This is a genomic window from Sphingorhabdus sp. EL138, from assembly GCF_900258045.1.
In the GTDB taxonomy this organism is placed as follows: domain Bacteria; phylum Pseudomonadota; class Alphaproteobacteria; order Sphingomonadales; family Sphingomonadaceae; genus Parasphingorhabdus.
Window position 1 is genome coordinate 1 of record NZ_OGVD01000001.1, and the last position, 18,458, is coordinate 18,458.

General features: G+C 46.0%; 17 protein-coding genes. 8 read left to right on the plus strand and 9 right to left on the minus strand.

The window, feature by feature from the left end; translation table 11 throughout:
* The coding region (locus tag DK507_RS00005) for a DDE-type integrase/transposase/recombinase (RefSeq protein WP_162558809.1) at positions 1–688 on the plus strand (688 nt) is incomplete at its 5' end.
* A 36-nt stretch (positions 689–724) separates the two neighbouring features.
* Positions 725–1,528: an alpha/beta fold hydrolase gene (locus DK507_RS00010; protein WP_109353956.1), complete on the plus strand. Its 804-nt coding sequence runs from the start codon at positions 725–727 to the stop codon at positions 1,526–1,528.
* A gap of 264 nt (positions 1,529–1,792) precedes the next feature.
* Here the strand turns inward: DK507_RS00010 and DK507_RS00015 are convergent, their stop codons facing one another.
* From DK507_RS00015 to DK507_RS17720, 6 genes are all read right to left on the minus strand, one after another.
* Positions 1,793–2,695, minus strand: coding sequence for a helix-turn-helix domain-containing protein (locus DK507_RS00015; protein ID WP_109353957.1), 903 nt, complete (start codon positions 2,693–2,695; stop codon positions 1,793–1,795).
* Positions 2,696–2,872: 177 nt separating this feature from the next.
* Entirely contained in the window at positions 2,873–3,742 is an 870-nt protein-coding gene (locus DK507_RS00020) for a helix-turn-helix domain-containing protein (protein WP_109353958.1), read from the minus strand.
* Positions 3,743–3,963: 221 nt separating this feature from the next.
* The gene (locus DK507_RS00025; RefSeq protein ID WP_109353959.1) at positions 3,964–5,211 is read right to left on the minus strand and encodes a hypothetical protein; all 1,248 of its coding nucleotides are present in this window, start codon (positions 5,209–5,211) and stop codon (positions 3,964–3,966) included.
* Positions 5,212–5,449: 238 nt separating this feature from the next.
* Positions 5,450–6,526 (minus strand): NAD(P)/FAD-dependent oxidoreductase, encoded by a 1,077-nt coding sequence (locus DK507_RS00030; protein ID WP_109353960.1) that lies wholly within the window; start codon positions 6,524–6,526, stop codon positions 5,450–5,452.
* Positions 6,526–7,026: a hypothetical protein gene (locus tag DK507_RS00035; RefSeq protein ID WP_109353961.1), complete on the minus strand. Its 501-nt coding sequence runs from the start codon at positions 7,024–7,026 to the stop codon at positions 6,526–6,528. Before DK507_RS00035 ends, DK507_RS00030 begins: the two co-directional genes overlap by 1 nt.
* A gap of 886 nt (positions 7,027–7,912) precedes the next feature.
* On the minus strand, positions 7,913–8,062 hold the full coding sequence (locus DK507_RS17720) for a hypothetical protein (RefSeq protein ID WP_162558810.1): 150 nt from the start codon (positions 8,060–8,062) through the stop codon (positions 7,913–7,915).
* 1,254 nt (positions 8,063–9,316) lie between these two features.
* Between DK507_RS17720 and DK507_RS00050 the strand changes: the two genes are divergently transcribed.
* On the plus strand, positions 9,317–9,799 hold the full coding sequence (locus DK507_RS00050) for a rhodanese-like domain-containing protein (protein WP_216822303.1): 483 nt from the start codon (positions 9,317–9,319) through the stop codon (positions 9,797–9,799).
* 165 nt (positions 9,800–9,964) lie between these two features.
* On the opposite strand, the gene DK507_RS00055 is transcribed toward DK507_RS00050, so the two are convergent.
* Positions 9,965–11,347, minus strand: coding sequence for an FAD-containing oxidoreductase (locus tag DK507_RS00055; protein ID WP_109353964.1), 1,383 nt, complete (start codon positions 11,345–11,347; stop codon positions 9,965–9,967).
* A 279-nt stretch (positions 11,348–11,626) separates the two neighbouring features.
* Between DK507_RS00055 and DK507_RS00060 the strand changes: the two genes are divergently transcribed.
* Both DK507_RS00060 and DK507_RS00065 read left to right on the plus strand, forming a co-directional pair.
* Positions 11,627–12,958, plus strand: coding sequence for a carotenoid oxygenase family protein (locus DK507_RS00060; RefSeq protein WP_109353965.1), 1,332 nt, complete (start codon positions 11,627–11,629; stop codon positions 12,956–12,958).
* 267 nt (positions 12,959–13,225) lie between these two features.
* Positions 13,226–14,131, plus strand: a complete 906-nt coding sequence (locus DK507_RS00065) for a hypothetical protein (RefSeq protein ID WP_109353966.1) — start codon at positions 13,226–13,228, stop codon at positions 14,129–14,131.
* Positions 14,132–14,229: 98 nt separating this feature from the next.
* Here DK507_RS00065 and DK507_RS00070 read toward each other — a convergent pair whose 3' ends face one another.
* Positions 14,230–15,369: a serine hydrolase gene (locus tag DK507_RS00070; protein ID WP_109353967.1), complete on the minus strand. Its 1,140-nt coding sequence runs from the start codon at positions 15,367–15,369 to the stop codon at positions 14,230–14,232.
* Positions 15,370–15,575: 206 nt separating this feature from the next.
* Here DK507_RS00070 and DK507_RS00075 point away from each other — a divergent pair, with 206 nt between their 5' ends.
* The 3 genes from DK507_RS00075 (at position 15,576) to DK507_RS00085 (ending at position 17,496) form a co-directional block, all read left to right on the plus strand.
* Positions 15,576–16,094, plus strand: coding sequence for a MarR family winged helix-turn-helix transcriptional regulator (locus tag DK507_RS00075; RefSeq protein ID WP_109353968.1), 519 nt, complete (start codon positions 15,576–15,578; stop codon positions 16,092–16,094).
* A complete protein-coding gene (locus DK507_RS00080; protein WP_109353969.1) occupies positions 16,069–17,004 on the plus strand; it encodes a S41 family peptidase in 936 nt (311 codons plus the stop codon). The genes DK507_RS00075 and DK507_RS00080 overlap by 26 nt, the downstream gene beginning before the upstream one ends.
* A 108-nt stretch (positions 17,005–17,112) precedes the next feature.
* The gene (locus DK507_RS00085; protein ID WP_109353971.1) at positions 17,113–17,496 is read left to right on the plus strand and encodes a hypothetical protein; all 384 of its coding nucleotides are present in this window, start codon (positions 17,113–17,115) and stop codon (positions 17,494–17,496) included.
* Positions 17,497–17,568: 72 nt separating this feature from the next.
* Here DK507_RS00085 and DK507_RS00090 read toward each other — a convergent pair whose 3' ends face one another.
* Positions 17,569–17,877, minus strand: coding sequence for an MmcQ/YjbR family DNA-binding protein (locus DK507_RS00090; RefSeq protein ID WP_109353972.1), 309 nt, complete (start codon positions 17,875–17,877; stop codon positions 17,569–17,571).
* Between the last annotated feature and the right edge of the window lie 581 nt (positions 17,878–18,458).

Genomic DNA, 18,458 nt, shown 5'->3' on the forward strand with positions numbered 1-18,458 from the left:
CTTCGTATCTGAGGCCAGTGTTTACCGGCTCCTCAAGGCCCATGATCTGATCACCAGTCCGGCCTTTATCGTAATGAAAGCAGCGAGCGAGTTTAAGGACAGGACGACTGCACCTAACCAGCTCTGGCAGACCGACTTTACATACCTCAAGATCATAGGCTGGGGCTGGTATTATCTCTCCACCATCCTCGATGACTTCTCCCGCTACATTATCAGCTGGAAACTGTGCGCAACGATGAAAGCAGAAGATGTAACGGATACACTGGAGATGGCATTGACGGCATCTGGCTGCGATCAAGCACATGTGCTGCATAAACCGCGTCTGCTCAGCGACAATGGTCCCAGCTATGTTGCAGGAGAACTGGCCGACTGGCTCAAGGATCGAAAGATGCGCCATGTTCGCGGTGCACCGTTCCATCCCCAGACACAGGGCAAGATCGAGCGCTGGCACCAGACCTTGAAGAACCGCATCCTGCTGGAAAACTATTATCTACCCGGTGATCTGGAAAAGCAGGTCGAGGCGTTCGTCGAGCATTACAATCACGAGCGTTATCATGAGAGCCTCAATAACGTAACACCTGCAGATGCCTACTTCGGCAGAGCTCAATCCATCATCAAACAAAGAGAAAGGATCAAACAACTCACATTTAGAAAACGACGCTTGCTTCACAGCAAGCTGGCAGCTTAATATCGACCAACCAGATGGTGCCAAACTCTCACCAAAGTGAATGACACATCTGTCTCATTTTATCTGACGACTGACACCCACCAATATCGGAACCTTATCAGAGAGCTCAGTGACGATTACTATTTGATTGCACCGGATTATCCCGGGTTCGGAGCGAGTGATTTTCCAAGCGCTGATACTTATGAATACTCATTCGATAACATAGCAAACACCATCGATAAGTTTTTGGAGCAGCGCGGAATTGAAAAATATTCTCTCTTTCTCCAAGATTATGGTGCACCGATTGGATACCGTATCGCAACAGCACATCCTGAGCGCGTGCAATCATTGATTGTTCAAAATGGAAACACTTATGACGAAGGGCTCAATAAGGAAGCTTGGGCTCCCATCATGAAACTATGGGAGCAAGGTCGCGGGAACAAGGAACTCGAAACTGCAATTGCATCCTCGGTGTTTGGTTTGGAAGGCCTGAAATGGCAATATACCCACGGAACGCGCAATCCGGACGCAATTTTGCCTGACAACTGGTTGCTCGATTATCAAAGCTTATCGCGCGCTGGCCAACATGATGTCCAACTTGGATTGTTTTACGACTATCGAAACAACGTAGCGAAATATCCTGAGTGGCAGGCATATTTACGCAAGCACCAGCCTCCAGTGTTGCTTGTCTGGGCAAAAAATGATGCCTTTTTCCCGACCCCTGGAGCAGACGGTTATAAGCGCGATGTTAAAGACCTCGACTATAACCTTCTCGACACTGGGCACTTTGCTCTCGAGGAAGACGCGCCTTTGATCGCAGAGAAAATCCGGACTTTCTTGGTCAAACGAGCAATTGAATAACTGTCCGGGGGCAAAAGCTGAAAGGCACTAAGAGCAGGCGAGCGTTGGTTCGTCTGTTCTTGGTGCCCTTACTTAGTAAAATAGACTGATAACATTGGCGGATTACCGGAGATTTTAATAGCGGAGCTTATCGAGTTATTGTTGCTCAGCGATAAAAAGCTTAAGCAATTGCCATTATATTGGAATCGACGAATTAATACGATTCAAAAGTTGAGTACGTCAGTGGATCACACATACAAACTGAATGAAACATAACACGCGGTATTATTCTCGAATATCGTTGCGGAATTGTCCTGGGGGAACTCCAATCACGCGAATAAAAGCGTCCGTTAAATGACTTTGTGATGAAAACCCGGCATCTAGAGCAATTTCTGCGAGACTACGTTGGCTGTTTGCCAATAAATTTTGGGCTTTTCTGATTCGATGCCTGAGAACATATTGATAAGGAGACAATGACGTTTCGGCTTTAAACATCCGTGTAAAATGAAATTTGCTAATTCCAGCTAGATTAGCCAACATATCTACAGTAATTTGTTGGTCGCTGTGTTCGTCGATAAAAGCAGTTATCAAGTTTAGCTTTTGAGGAGATAGATGATGCCTGTTTTCCTGTTCATCCTTGTTCTCAAGTTGCTGAAACGTGTCAGCGAGCAAAAGAGATGCAAGCGCTTCTGCCCTCAAGGTTCCGCCGAACCCGTCGGAAACCAAAAAATCCATCAACAATCCAGAAAGCTCATTAAATTTGCGCAGAGATCGGCCATAGTCTCGGTGCTCATCGAATGATATTTTCGGGTTAAGCTGAGTCAGGTACTGATCTTTAAGTCTAGAACCAAAAGCGATATAAAAAAGATCTGCTTCGCAATCGACTTCGAAAGATTGCTCGAATCCCTTTGGAGTAAATGAGAAGTCTCCCCGGTCTCGACTAAAACTATACAACTTTTGAGAGCCCGTGCGCCCCGTCGCCGAAAACGGCGACGAATGTAAGGTAATCGTATCCCAATCTGCGGTGAATCTAGCTGTTTTTGGCGCCATCCAACCGATGACTAAATCATCACTTTGCCAACGTTTTTTTATTTGACCGGAAAACAAAGGTTCTCCTGACAACGACTCGTTCAATTTCAACCTATCATAAGTGGGTATGCCTGTAGGTTGATCGGTATAAACCAGCATATTGGATCACCTCGGGAAATCAGATCAATTCTCGTCTCGACTATTCGCTGCAGAATGTTTCCTAACACACATTCAACAAACATATTATGTTTGTTGAATTTCCAATGTATTGCTTCTTCGTTCAAGCGGATTGGCGTATGATTATGACAAACCGACAGGGGCCCATCAATACGTACGTTAGGACATGGCTTCTTGGCAATTTCTGTACACCTTAGGGGTCACCCCCAAACGTTGCTTGAACGTAGTGGTCATGTGAGACTGCGAGGAGAATCCGCAATCATATGCAATTTGACAAATTGTTAACGTTGACTCACGCAGTAGACGTTGCGCTTTTGCAAGCCTTCGCTCAAGGACAAATTGATAGGGAGAACGGGCAAAACACGATTTAAACTCACGAACAAAATACCATTCAGAGATACCAGCGATCAAAGACAGTTGTTTTAGAGTTATGCGCTCGCCGAGGTTATCTTCTATCCATGTAACAGATTTACGAAGTTTTTCTTGTTTGGTTGCATTTGCGACAGGAAAAGCAAATTTTGCGCGTTGATCCTGGATCTGAAGTGCATTGAAGATTAGAAACGCTGCAGATTCCATCAATGATATCGAAATGTCAATTGAGGAGATATGCTCTTCGTAAAATCGTGAGCACGTTTCGAAAATTAGAATATCTCTGAATATTTGAGTTCCAATTTTTTCCCAATTAGGGATGTCTGAGGTTTGTGAACCCCAATCGAAACTAAGTGTAACCGCTCGGCAAGAGCGATCCAGTTCGACGCAAGAAAATTCGTTGGGGCTGGTTAAAAACAATGCTCCTCGAGTGAGTGTTCCGGTCGTTCGGTTTGTTTTGTTCCAGATTCGGGCTTCGGCGCAGCCAGCAACGATTGCTACCAGTAAGAGGCCATTGCTACTTCCCAATTCGTTTGTTCCGGCTGGGAGATCAATCTGCGTTGTTGTTATTGAATTCGGAAGCGGAAAGCTGATGTCGTTTGGAATTTGCGCGATTGTCCAACTTGGTATTTCAAGCTTCTTTTGAATATGTATATTCACAGTAAAATTCCCAAAATTGAAACATTTGTGGTGATGCCAAATGGATAATGGCACTCTCAGTTCATGATTCTGGGTTTACGCAAAGAATAACGAGCGATCTTCGCAATTCATGCGCATTTTCTATATTCGTGCTCAAAAATGCATAAATCGATTTTTTGCTGTTCAGACGACGATATTCGATTGTCATCCGTGCTATGATAGAATTCGGTTCAAAAATTGGATCATTCTTCTACATGCCTTAGAATCATCGCTATCTCATGGTCACCTGTGCTGAACAGCGCGATGCCATTACTTCCAATAGGCATTATCGATAGTTCCTTCGCAGCTTGGCTTAATATTCTTGCGCCAGTAGCACCGAACGGATTGCCCAAGGCTAAGGAGCCGCCATTGGGGTTTAGTTTATTCCATGCGATATCTTCGAACTCGACGGACGATGGGGTATATTCACCAGAATTGGAGGGACCAAAAATGCAACGAATTGTTGCCAGCAATTGTTGAGATGAGTTCTCTTGAATTTCCCACAATGCAATATCTTCGACGCCTATCTTTTGCCTCAATAGTACTCTGCTAATTGCTCTAATTTGCGACGGTATTCGGTTATTGAAATCGGTTAAATCGGTAGACATTTGCCAGTCAATAATTTTGATTCCAGGTTTGGCCTTTAGTCGGGCTAGCCCGCACTTATCGGCTATCCATACTCCTGCAGCACCATCAGCAAGAGAAGCAGAATTATACTCTGACAAGTTCCTAACGCCTAGCTTCTGAGAACTTGACGCGAATACTGCGGATTGATCTAATGCAATATTAACGTTGGGAATTTTATCGCAGGTTACGCCAGCAAATGGGACAATCAAATCATCAAAAAAACCCGAAGATTGCGCGCCGATTGCATTTGCATGGCTTGATGCAGTTAAAATTTGTTGCTCAATGCTGGATTCGTCGATTTCATGTTCCAAGCGTTCTTGTATTACCCCTCCAACGCTTGACCTTAACTTTGATACATCTGTTGTTTCAAAACAAGAGATGTTGAAGCTTTTGAATACTGATTGTGAGATAGCGTCATCTTCCAATACGGCATTTTGGATTTTTTGTGCAATGGGAGGTTTTAGACCGATCGGAATATGGCTGCCAGTTTCGGAACCTCCAATGAGGGCTAGATGCAGCTCGTTTGATCCTAACATTTGAATGGCATTGATCGCAGACATCAAACCATTCGTAGATCCAGACACATATGGTCCGTTTTTTTGGTTCGAAATTCGACTAATTGTCTGTTGTATTTCTTCTTGTAACCCGTGTGGATTGATATCTGGGATGACTTGATCCCAAAAAACTATGTCGGGATGCGCAAAACCCACCATTTCGCTTACAACTTGTCTAGCGAGCAGGCTCGACGAGAAGCCTGAATACTGAGCCCCAGACCCGACAAAGGGAGTACGCTTACCAGGAACTAGATATGTTCCGACAGCCATAGGCTTTCAAAACAAGAGGGTCCGTTCAACATTCTCTTCCTCGCTAATCTATGTCGCAGTTGCGTTTACAGATAGCTTATTATCAGAGACGGTCTTTCGAAAATCCAGAAATTCCAGAAAGTTGCTATTCAAAACCCGAGTCATTTCCCGATTTAGGAGCACTGATTGTGACATGTATGTGGGTAAATATCGAATGCAGCCGTCTTTGCTCTCACCATAATCTAGACGAAGTGCCCGCCTACCGAAGAATCTGGTCCTTAATTTGACGAGCCACACGCGTTCCCGCTTCAATAGCTCCTTCCATTAACCCTCCATGTTCCGTCGAACTTTCGGCGCTCGCTAGAAAAAGTCTTCCTTCGAACCAATCCACTGCCAGTGCTCGCTCTCCATACGATGGATGCTTGCGCAAGGCTATTTTGTCGATATCGTTTGCTGTAAATGGTTCTTCGGACCAATCTTGATATTCGAAAGCAATGGGTTTCCCTGCCTGTTCCCCAAAGAGACGTGACAGCTGAGTCAAAGCTGCTTGTTTTAGCTTTTTTTGGTTTTCTTTGCGATAAGCAATGGGCCATCCAACAAACCCAAACAAAGAGAACAAACCCTCGCTCGCATCACTTTGATCCGCAACTTCCACCAAGGGGCCGGCGTGACTTGTTGCTGAGCCCGATAGTCCGTTCTCACGCCAAAATGCAGTTTTATATGTTGCAACGATTTTCGCATGCCCGGCCATCCAAGTCGGCCATCTTGTTAGTGCTCGTTCGAGTTCCTGTGGAAGAGGTGGAAAGACGTCCCACTGAACAACCAATGGGCCAGGGGCTGCAACAACGATTATGTCTGCCGATATCTTTTGACCTGCTTCGGTTATAACAAATGGCTTCGCCTTACAATTCAGTACTACCACCTCTGCTGAGAATTGGATGGTTCCCTCAGGTAGTTCATTGGCCATTGCATGAGCAAGTCCTTGAGCCCCGGTCTTTAGACGTCGCGCATCACCATATCGTTTGGGAAAGCTTCCTCTTTTGACATCCGACTTGGTTTCGAACAAGAAATCTCCTTCTTCAAACTGTTCTAGCATTTCAATGCCTAGCTTATCCACCAAACCACTCATTCTGGGTTGAAAAATAGGCCAAAACCAGGCTGGCCCAAGATCGAATGCACCTTTGTTAACAACATGACTGAGCGCTCGCCCACCAATACGGTCTCGAGCTTCAAGAATTGTTATGTCAACGCCAGTTTTCGAGAGCTCCCTAGCTGCCATTAAGCCGCTTAACCCTGCTCCAATTATGAGTATATGTTTAGAGTTAGAGTCGCCCATCAAACTGCCGGTGGAACAGCATAACGAAGATGCCCAGATTTCACCCAGATATCGGCTCCGTCTTCGCCCGAATTGAAATTTGCATCATATCCATCCGGCAATCTAAGCCATTCAGATTTTTCAAATGTTTCACCATTTTCCAATATCGCGCGTGATAATATTAGAATTTCGGCACCACCTTCCGTGTTGACGGTAGTTTTGATATTAGGAAGCCATTTTTCATTGGAAATTACTTCACGCTGATCTTTATAGAGTGTTGCGGTGGAGACACCGGCTCTATTGGAGTCTTCGGTGAATTGCGGCCCTTCTATGCGCAAATTTTCAGGTTTCCTGTCATCCATGTTGAACTGCCAAAGCGTTACAAAGATGGTGCAGACGAGTTTTGATCCCGGACTATGCGAAGAAGTTGGCGGATTACGGATATAGCCCCCCATGAATACCAATGCCACAATCGTTCCTGATGGAATTCCCAGTTTCGATAATTGCAGTTTGTTGTTCACACCGGACTCCATGCGATTTGGATTAATACCTTTGGTTTTATGACTGTAAGTTGAGGGATAATTTCAATATACCGGACAATGAGAATTTTGGATTCCTGCGATTTGATAGTTCAATAGATATTTCGGAGCCGCCGGGCTCTGAGCCGAAAATATCAGAAAACTCTGAGAAGCTAGCCTTCAGTCTCGTAAATCAGTAACGAGAAATGCTACGGTTGAGGTCGAAAAATTCCTGTATCGATTGACTGGGCCTATGATGAAAAAAATGAGCAGGTGTTGGGGAAAACACCTGCCCATAGGGAACGTCCGGGGAGGATCGGAGGGAGGGTTCGGGACGCTCCGTCAGAGAGATTTCGGAAACCGGGTTGATCGACTTGGAACAACTGGTTTTCATCATAATCTGCTCTGAGTGATAGATGGCAGGAAAACAGGAAATTTGATTCTGGAATCCTACAAATTTTAAGTCCTTGCGATTTACGAGCAAGAATATTGAATCACTATGGAAATTTACTAGAATTTGTATTGATTTGACGCCAGTCGGACGGGGGTAGTGTTGTTCAAAGCTCGAGCCGAGATGGTTGAGAATATTGATTCAGTGTCTTTGTTTTTGGGGACATTTCGAAAGCTAATTCTCAAGGCTAGTCGTGTTTAGTTTTGGCGACTTTTTCTTCGAAAAGCGCGAGATATTGAAATGGAATTCAATCCCGAAACAATTGGAATTGCTTTAGAGGTTTTTGCCAACCTATGAGACCAAATCAGTTAGTGAGAAGAGTCGAAATTTGTATCAGAATGCCCTTGGCACTATTCGAGACTAAGAGCTGCTCGAATAATTCTGACATAAAAAAACAGAAACCATTTAGCTCATTCGATAGATTGTAAGAAGAAGCACTTATGCAAGCGACGTTGATGGTAATGCAAGGAGCGATGTCTTCAAGCCAATATTCTGACTAACCCCTTCGTAACGCAAACGCATATCAGCTAGCGAGTTTATCTGGATCGCACTCTCATCAATGTTTCCGGTGATTGCATATGCAGCCATCGGGGCTGCCATGGCGGCGCAAAATAATAGAGAAACTTTCCTCATCATTTTTTTAACTCACCTCGTTTTCGTCCGATCAAAAACCGAAGGTTCCGAGCGCTGTTATAGAAAAGGACGTGGGGATTAACAGCGTCCAAACTGGCATATACGACTTGGAAGTGGCACTATCTAAAGTACAATTGGCATCCCAGGCCGATAGCAATTCCAGTTGTATTCCATATGGCGAAGGGCTCACTAGATTCGCGAGTTGTGGGTCGAACGAGCAACAGCATGACATTGGACGAATTCCTTTTTTCTTTCACATTAATCGGCTAAAACTATGGCTAATAATTGGGATTGATGACATTTTGAATCGGATGAAAACTCTTGAACCCTTTCGAGCGCGGCTTGCATGTTACTAAAAGCCACCCTATTGGGCGCCGCGGCTAAGTGGGGTGGTCGTTTGTGGACAGGTTGATGGGATTCTCTGACCCGGCTTCTGCCGATTCCGTCGAGTTTTGCTTTTTATCCAATATGTAGAATTGGAAGATTGCCGACAAAATAAACCCGGCAATCACAAAAGCCGCGGTTTTCCGATTTTCATTTTTATCGGATTGATCCACTGTTTATATTTTACTTGATTTCGGGGATTTAGCTGGCTGTAAACTTGCAAATATCAGGACAAATACCATAGCAAACGCTATGATAAAGAATGCCAATTGCAACCACCAAGCAAGTCTTTGATGCTCGTATGAAAATGCAAAAATACCATAGATTATAAGGGCGTACCAACAGAACCCGTACGTTCCCATAAATTGCCGGTTATTAAATACGTTGTCGGCGCACATTTTCATGACCTGTTCCTTTCTTGCTACAGCCCGCCAATTTGGATTCTTAGAACCCGGACACGGTCTACAAAATGGGTGATGCTCCATATTCGGCCCAGAATATTCTAGAATTATCTAGCTTTTAGAATCTTGCATGAGCATTTGATGCGTGACTTTTTCGAATACTCCCATCTAGGCCATAATTCGTGCAGCGGATGTCACTTGGGTTAAGCGGCGATTTGGTATGAGCCAAATGAACATAAGCTCTGGTTCAGATCTGTCTTTGATATTGAAAACCCTGCTCAATAGACCCGATTCAAAGATCCGTCGGATGCCGAGAATCTTGAAACATATCAAAATTTGGAAGAATTTTGTAGATAATCTGCCAATCGAGGACATCAATTTGCGGTAATCGTGAATGTGACAGTTCATTCTTCAACGCGATTTGATGATCGAGAGTGCTGTTGTGCACCACCATATGATCTTGAAAAAGGAAAAGAAAATGCATCATTTAAAAACAGCAGCAGGAATTGGCTCTATATTCGCGTTGATGTCTTGCGGTTCTGCGGATTCTCAAACGCAAACCCCTCAGGCTACTGCAAGTCAATCTTCGGTAACTATGGTAAACGTAAGCACTGCAAAAGCATTATTGGCGCAGGAAAAAGATGCGATACTGATAGACGTCCGCACCCCAGATGAATTTGCTGCCGGCCACATTGAAGGCGCGCAAAATTTCGACCTTAGAAACCCGGATTTTGTCAATAAAATTGATAAGCTCGACAAGAATGAACATTATATTGTTTATTGTCGTTCCGGTGTACGTAGCGCCCAAGCGACTCAAATAATGGATGAACTTGGGTTCTCCAAAATCACTAATGTAGATGGCGGCATTACAGCCTGGATAGAAGCAGATTATCCTGTGGTTTCTTGACGGTTTCGCGCCTGCTCGGCTGTGCTGTGAACAGCTGAGCAGGTGTTTGGGGGAGGAGCGGATAGCCGACTATCGTAACGCCATACTCTGCGGTTCCTCCCATTCTTCCGATCCGAGAATTTATGAGACACCAAGAAAATTCTTAACACGAGGCCATTGCCGTTTTCATTCCTTTAACGGCTTGAGCGAACCCAAAAGAGTCGGAATAAATTCACTAACGGTCGGATGAATGTGAACGGCACGCTGCAGCGTTGTATAGGGCGCATCGGCGTACATATTAGTAAGGACGCTGTGGATAGCTTCGTCTCCATTCACACCAAGGATAGAGGCGCCGACAATTTTTTGTGTGTCGTCATCTACTAGGATTTTCATAAAGCCTTGTGTTTCACCGCGCTCCCGCGCACGTCCGATCTGATCCATCATTATCGTTCCCGTGAGCATGCTGCGTCCCGATGCGCGTGCCTGTTCCTCGGTCATTCCGGCGCGTCCCAACGGTGGATCGACATATAGGGCATAACAGGGGATACGATCGGTTACTGATCGTTTTTCACCATCCAGAAGATTGGCCGCAACAATTTCATAATCATTGTAGGATGTATGGGTAAAGGATCCGCGACCATTGCATTCACCTATTGCCCATATTCCCGGCACATTGGTGGAAAGTTGGTCATCGACCGTGATATAGCCATGCTCGTCATGATGGATATTCGCCTCGTCCAAACCCAAATCATCGGTATTGGGTGTCCTACCCGTTGCAACGAACAAATGACTGCCGTGTATGGCAGGTGAGCCCTCATCACACAGGACATCAGCAACGATTTCATCATGTTTGGATCGAACTGCGGTGCAATTTGCGTTCAAACGAAATTCTATTCCTTCTCGCGCCAATATGTCTCTTACGGCAGCGGATATATCTGGGTCTTCCCGCCGAATCAGTCGTTCTGACCGCTCGATTACCGTTACCTTACTGCCAAAACGCCGGTAAATCTGGGCAAATTCGAGACCAATATAACTACCCCCTATGATCACGAGATGTTCGGGTAGTTCATCAATACCCAATATCGTCGCGTTACTATGATAATCGACCGTTTCGAGCCCCTCTATGTTTGATGTTGAGGCTCTGGCTCCCACATTCAGAAAAATTCGAGGTGCCTGCAAAATATCGCCTTCGACCTCTACCGCATCAGGACCTTTTAGACGTGCATGGCCGCGAATGACTGTCAGGTTATCCGTTGCCTGCAACCAAGTTGTCAAACCTTGTTGAGACTGGTTTACAATACCATCCATCCGCGCTTTCACTCGCTTCATATCAACCGATATCTCATCTTCGATCATCACGCCATAATCGCCAGCACGTCGTGCATCATAGGCAACTCGCGCGCTGGCAACGAGCGTCTTCGTTGGTATGCAACCTGTGTTAACGCAGGTGCCGCCAAGCAATTTTCGTTCGATGAGCGCTGTTTTATATCCATCGGAAGCAAGGCGTGCGGCGAGCGATGGACCCGCTTGACCACCACCAATGATAATAGCATCAAATTTGATTTTCATGGTACCTCTGAATATGTACGGAATTTAGGTTCTGCATTAGCAATCCTAGTTATTGAACCCTACAGGACAAGTGAAAATCTCAGTAAGATAAGTTATCCTGTATTTATCGAGTTGCCGAGATTACATTCATATTAGTCGTATGCGGGAGTTTGATATTTCAGATTCTTGCGCAGGCCATAGATTGTGACGGTTTGGCAATCTTTGGATCTGGTGCGATCATGATTCTGTTGGCCAGCAACACAAGTGATGCCAGTATTTGAAATAATATAGGATGAACAGATGACGATTTCCGAAACTGCGGCAGACCCGAAACCGTTCTGGCTCAGCGATAATTTTGCTCCGGTTTTTTCAGAAACGACGGAGCATGAATTGTCAGTTACCCGCACCATTCCAACCGAACTGAAGGGTCGATATTTCCGTAATGGTGCCAATCCTCCATCTGGAAAAAGTGAAGACTGGTTCCTTGCTTGCGGCATGATTCACGGTGTCGAACTCAATGGCGGAAAAGCTACATGGTATCGTAATCGCTATATCCAGACCCCTTTGCTCGAAGAAGAGACACCGAGTCAGGAATCGCGGATGAAACTAGAAAACTCCATCGCCAATACGCATATCGTGGGACATGCGGGTAAAATTTTGGCTCTCGCCGAGTTAAGCCTACCCATTGAGGTCTCAAAAGATCTCGAGACACGCGGGCCCTATACGTTCGGCGGCAAGCTTAATGCCAATATGACGGCCCATCCCAAAATATGTCCGATAACCGGCGAGATGTTATTCTTTGGATATAGCTTCATGCCGCCTTTTCTGACCTACCACCGGGCATCAGCTTCTGGAGAGCTTATTCAAACCGAGGTGATTGACGTCAAAGGCGGCACCATGGCCCATGATTTCAATATCACAGAAAACTATGTGATATTCATGGACCTACCCATTGTCTTTGACATGAAGCTAAGAATGGAAGGCGGTCTTGGTATCAGGTTTGACGATGAATATGGCGCTCGACTAGGTATCATGCCGCGCAATGGCAACAGCGAAGATGTGATCTGGTTCGAGATCGACCCTTGCTACATTTATCACACCATGAACGCTTATGAGGATGGTGATGAGGTTGTTCTGGATGGCTGCCGGTTGGTTGGGTATATGACTGAAGGTATGGTCAAGCCGCCGTTGCCTAAGCTTTATCAGTGGCGAATGAACCTGAAAACCGGGGCGGTTACCGAACGGCAGATAGACGATTTGGGAGTGGATTTTCCTAGAGTTCCGGACAGCAAGGTCGGACAGCCCTATCGCTATGGATATACGGCCGAATTCGGTCAGGATACACCGACGGTAGTTGCCTTTCATAAATATGACATGCCGACGGGAAATAAAACTTCACACCATCTGAAAAACGGACGCACCGGGAGCGAAGCTGTTTTCGTCCCTGCAGCGAACGGCACATCAGAGGATGACGGATATTTGATGAGCTATGTTTACGATCCGGCTGCAGACAAAAGTGATCTGATAATCTTGGATGCAAAAAACATAGAAAACGATCCTATCGCGGTAATTCACTTACCAGCGAGAGTTCCCGCCGGCTTTCACGGCAGCTGGATTGCCGATTCCGAATAAGGTCCCGTTATTTAGGCTCGATATAAGATAACTTTTGTAGATGGCTGGGAACTAGTCGAATCGAAAAGGCCGATTATGGCGCCTCACAATGTCCGCTTTCGGGATAAAGCGGACACAACGCTAAAGTCTACTAAGGGTGCAGAAGCAGATGTTAGAAATCAGTTCATTGTCACCGAAGTCACTGTCCGTTTCCTATTGAATTATGCACAATCCCTCCAATAATGAAGCAAGTTGCGAACACCAAACAATAAACTATGATCGATAGCCATGTGGCGATCGCATTTTGTTGTACTGGGTGAGGAACCTTCCGAGAATAATCTTGCACGGGTTAAAGACGGGTATCAGCTTTTTCGCGAGACTCGCACCAGCCTATACTATCTAGCCGCACACAGTAAGCCGCTGGCGCGGCGTCCGGACTTCGGGCAATTTCTGGATCGGAAAATCTTGCAAAAGATCGATGCATCTTTTCTGGAACGCTTTTTGTCCGGAGAAAGTGGTGCGGTAGACGTTAAGAATCATGAAGTAAACTTCGACCTTATTCAATGCGCAGCGACATTGTCGAAGCAGCTTCAAATGCATGTTTTGGCGGCTGAAGATACTGATGACGAATATGGTATGGCAGTCGGTGTGGGGAACGGTGCAGTCACATATTTGCGCTTCAAAACAATGCTCAAGGAATCACCGGAAGATAAAGGAGCGGTTGAAGTTGTCTACACATCTGAGATTGGCTTCTCGATTGACCGTGAACCTGCCGATGATGCTTATGGTGTTGCGCAAAAAGCTATTGACGAAGTGTACGGCGAATCTGAGTTGAACCTATACAATTACAGTGACGCTAAGCCCACTCGCGCAGAAGCTAGGAAGCATACAGCCGCCAGCAAGCTATCGGTCCAAGCTTATCTCGACAGCTATGGGGTGTTTAAGCGCCTCAGCCATGCACCGCCGCAACTCACCACTCTTGAACGAATTTTAAGACCCTTTCAATTTCTGATGTCAGCGATTTTCATCCCTTTCTTGTTTGTTGGCATGATGATTTATGTGATGATCTATGCAGGGAAACAGGATGTCGATCAGGACCCAAGTCCTTCGAAGTTGGGCTTGATTGGCCTAATAGTATTGGCGTTTCCCCTTTGGTTTTTGGTTTGGCTGGTGCGGAAGATATTGGGATATTGATCCGAAACGTCCGCTTTCGGGATGAAGCAGCCAGCGACCGCTATGGGCGCAAAAGCAGACATTAACCTTTCGTAGCCAGTCGTCGCCCTATATTTTGCTCATGACCCTCCGGCCTGCATTGTTAAAAACGCAACAAAGCCAGGGTTAGGGAACAATTCTTTCACGGCGTCCCGGATGACTTTTCTTCCATTGGCACCATTGGTAAAAATTACCGCTCCTTGCCTTTTTGTTGGGGAATAAAAGGCCAAAGTATGTTCTCCAACGTCACCGCCGCCGTGCATTACAATTGGCCCTGCTTCATCTCCAAAAATCGTCCAGCCTAGTCCGAATCCGAGAATGGTAGGGCAGACTTCTTTTTCAATTCGCCCGGATGCACATAGCCCATCAGCTTGATTGTCACGAACGTTAAAGCGTGAGACAGAAAGACCGGATTCCAATCCACTTTTGTCCAGTGCTAACACCATGAATCGGGCATAGTCCCCGATGGTGGTATGTACGTCATCAGCTGCATTCCATTCCTTGCGCACTGATAAACTTACCGGTTTTCCATCTTGCCCATGCGGGACAGCAACGCGCCCAGCAAACCAAGGCTTTTCTGTAAAACTCGTGCTTTCCATTCCAAAAGGACGAAAGATCGTTTCCGCCACCAAGTCCTCGAAAGGCTTTTTCAACTTGCTCTGAACGAAGCGACCTACATAGTTGAAACCTTCTCCCGAATATCCAAAATGCGTATCTGGGGCAGCTTTAAACGATAACTTGTTATCGGTCTGATAACGCCAGTTTGGAAAACCGGTCCGATGCTGCAAAACCATGCGGGGCGTAAGCAACTGGTGGCGTGGATCGTCGATTATATCAGGATCAACCCATGCCGTGGCCATGCTCTCATCAAGATCAATCGTCCCTTGATCTGCCAGACGCAGAATAGTTTCGGTGACCAGCGGTTTGGTCAGCGAGGCGATATTATAAAGTGTATCCTGGCTTGCAGATTTTCCTTTGGATTGATTGCCATAAACAGCGGTCCAAGCCACTTTGCCGTCTTCCATCCAGGCAATCGCCACGCTTGGTACGTTCGTTTTCGCCAACCATTGCGGTGCAAGAAGGTCGATGCGTACTTTCTTTGCATCCGTGACAGCGCTGGTATTGTTGGTAGTCGAAGAAAACGCCGTTTCTGCCGAAGCTTGATTGTTAGAAATCAAAGTTAGAACCGGAGCCAGTAAGAATGCAGTATATTGAATCATCGCGGAGCACCCATTATTCAGATTAAGGATAGATGTATCTGTGTACTAATACAGTGATACTCATACGGCGCAATATCAATTATGGAATTCGCACTCCTTTGAATTGGCGATTGCTGTGCTTGTAAAAGTAGGCATCGGATGAAACCAAATAGCCCGTATTACTAATTAGGCTTGACTCAAAGATATTTATGTAAGTAGTTACTCATATGGGAAAAGACTATCTCCGAGATGCAGGAGTGAAGGTGCTGGGTACTCGGCTCCGGCGCTTGTTTGAAAGGCTCAATGGCAATGTTACGGCATTGTATCGTGAGGAACTGGGGTTTGAGCAGCGCTGGTTTGCTCTTGGCATGCTTCTGCGCGAGCAAGGGGCCATCGACAGCGGAACAGCTGCCTCAATGCTTGGACAGAGTCACGTGGCAGTCGTGCAAGTTGTCAAAGCAATGGAGAAAGCTGACCTGATTGAGAGGAAATCTCATTCTAGCGATCGACGACGCAAAATGCTGCATTTAACGCCGTTCGGTTCCTCACAATTAGCAAAAGCCGATGCAATATCCGACCAAGTGCAGTTGGCTGCCGAAAGCTTGCTTGATGAAGCAGCACCGGGTTTTATGAACATGGTTGATGCATTGGATGATGCCTTGGAAAAACGCGATTTTGCGTTACGGATAGAAGATACGTTGAAAGGAAGGACGATCAGCAATGATTATGCAAACACTGATCATTAGCGCTGCCGCCATGGGCGTATGCGCGGAAGAACGCATAGCCGTCGTTGAGATTGCCGACGCAATTGAAACAAGGTACGTTCTGGAATCGAACGCAAAAATAAGCGCCGAAACTTTGCGAAGGAAAAACTTGCTCGGAACATATGATGAGCATTGTGAAGATGGCGTAGCTTTCGCAGATTTTCTGACACGACATCTCCGGGAAGTAACCGGTGACAAGCATTTCTATGTGGAATTTACAGCTGGCCCAAACAACTCGGACGGCGAAGATTGGGTTGCCGAATGGCGCAAAGAAGCCGCATCAAATGCATTTGGGGTAAAACATGTTGAACGGTTCGAGGGTAATATTGCCTATTTGGCTCTCTCGAGTTTTTACGAATATGAGCCCGCCGAACGAGCATTGGCGAGCGCGTTCGAGCTTTTGTCGACCAGCGATGCAGCAATTGTTGACTTGCGAGGAAATGGTGGGGGATCTCCGGAGACTGCTTGGCCAATCGAATGGACATTCAAAGAGGCCAACAACCCTATTCAGCGTAAAATGGAAACCCGAGTCAGTGAGCCAGAAAAATTGGAAGAACCCAGTTTGAGCTGGCCAAGATACGGTGCCAAACGACCGTTGGTCATTCTGATGAACAAATCTAGCTTCTCCGCATCTGAAGCCGTTGCATATGGATTGCAGGCTGAGGGGAGAGCCATCATTATAGGAGAGCGCAGCGGCGGCGGCGCGCACATGCTGGGTGATGGAGTATCGGTAACTGGCGGATGGAAAATAGGTATTCCCGAAACGCGACCGGTTAACCGCATCACCGGTACAAATTGGGAAGATGAAGGCGTTGTCCCCGATGTGGAAGTTTCGTCAGACAAGGCATTGGCACGTGCTTTGGTCTATTTACGAGGCAAGCTTTCGAACTAGCTTTAGGCAGGCTGGTTTCCCGAAGTGCTGACAAAAGCGATGGCACTGACAAACCAATGTCCGCTTTCGGGATGTTGCAGACATAGAAAAACGTAGTAAGCTCTCCAAATGGCCATTTACAAACGAAATGCCGTATTTCCAGATTGGGAACCGGTTCCATGGACTAAGGTTTGGAGCGCCGCTGATCGGCAGGAAGAAGGATTCCACGAACGTGCTCTCAAACAAATTGCTTGGCAAAAAATTCGTTGGGAAGATTTACCTGAAGGCGGGATATTTGGACATCAAAAGGACTGGTTACAGTCAAAGGATATAAGCCATTTCACAACTCTAAACGGTGAAGACTTGTTCTTGATAGACAATACCTGGTTTGGGTTCCCTGATCCTCCGAGATGGGGCTTAGTATCTCGTCTCCCTGTTCAGAATGAGTTGCCTTGGCAGCATTGGGGGCATTTTCCTGATTTACCGACCGCGTGGCAACTAGAAGTCCAATAGCTAGTATCCGCTTTCGGGATGAAGCGGACACTAGCTTGTGCGCTCGGCGATCCGATTGAGGTGGCGAGGTTTTTATTTGCCGTTCAACCAAGCCGCATGTTCTGCTGATCTTGCGATATCTATATCGACGCGATTCAGATACATGATTGTCCAACCACGTTCGCCCCATTTGTTGGGAACCGGCTCAAAACAACTGGGATACATTTCGCATCGTAGCTCCTGCTCTTCTGGAAGGAATAGCAGATTCACCGTGGTTTTTTCTGGTGCTAAGGTTGCAAAATTTCGTTTTACCTTAAAGGCTGCTCGATCAAAATGAGGTTTCTCCGTCACACCGTCCATCGATAGTGCTATTTTCCGTAACTCTGAATCCAATATTGTCATTATTGGTTTTTCCTGATGCCCACTTTTCGAATTCGAAATCGCTATACATCTGTCCGTCTAATTCGCCGAAACCCCACCAAACAGTATATCGATCAGATCATTTGCCAACTGATCGTTGAGTGGCTCATGCCCAGCGAGTACAGCATATGCCGGCTTTAGGCGGCAGAAATTGACAACGAAAAGGCAAAAATATTGAGTTCAAAGTGACTGTGCATATTGGCTTGAACCATCAATGTGATGATCGCCAATTTCTATGGCTGCAGCTCTAATTCGCGGACTGAATTATGGGACTTTCAGCCAGAGAAACGTCACCAGATCGGCGCAGGTCATTCGCTCATGACAATAACTTGATACTTCAAATTACATGCAAGATGTTTCCGTTGAGCAGGGTTAAAGCATCTAACTCAGGAGTTATTGCTGGTAGGCAGTGAACAGAATGCGAAAGAGGAATACTCTCATGGCGACGCAAAATAGAAAAAGAAAACCAAGAAAGGTCACATTGGCGGCAGCAATTTCTGCGTTGTCAGTTACAACCATTTTTCCCCGTTTGATCAACGATAGTAAGACTAACAAATTGGACC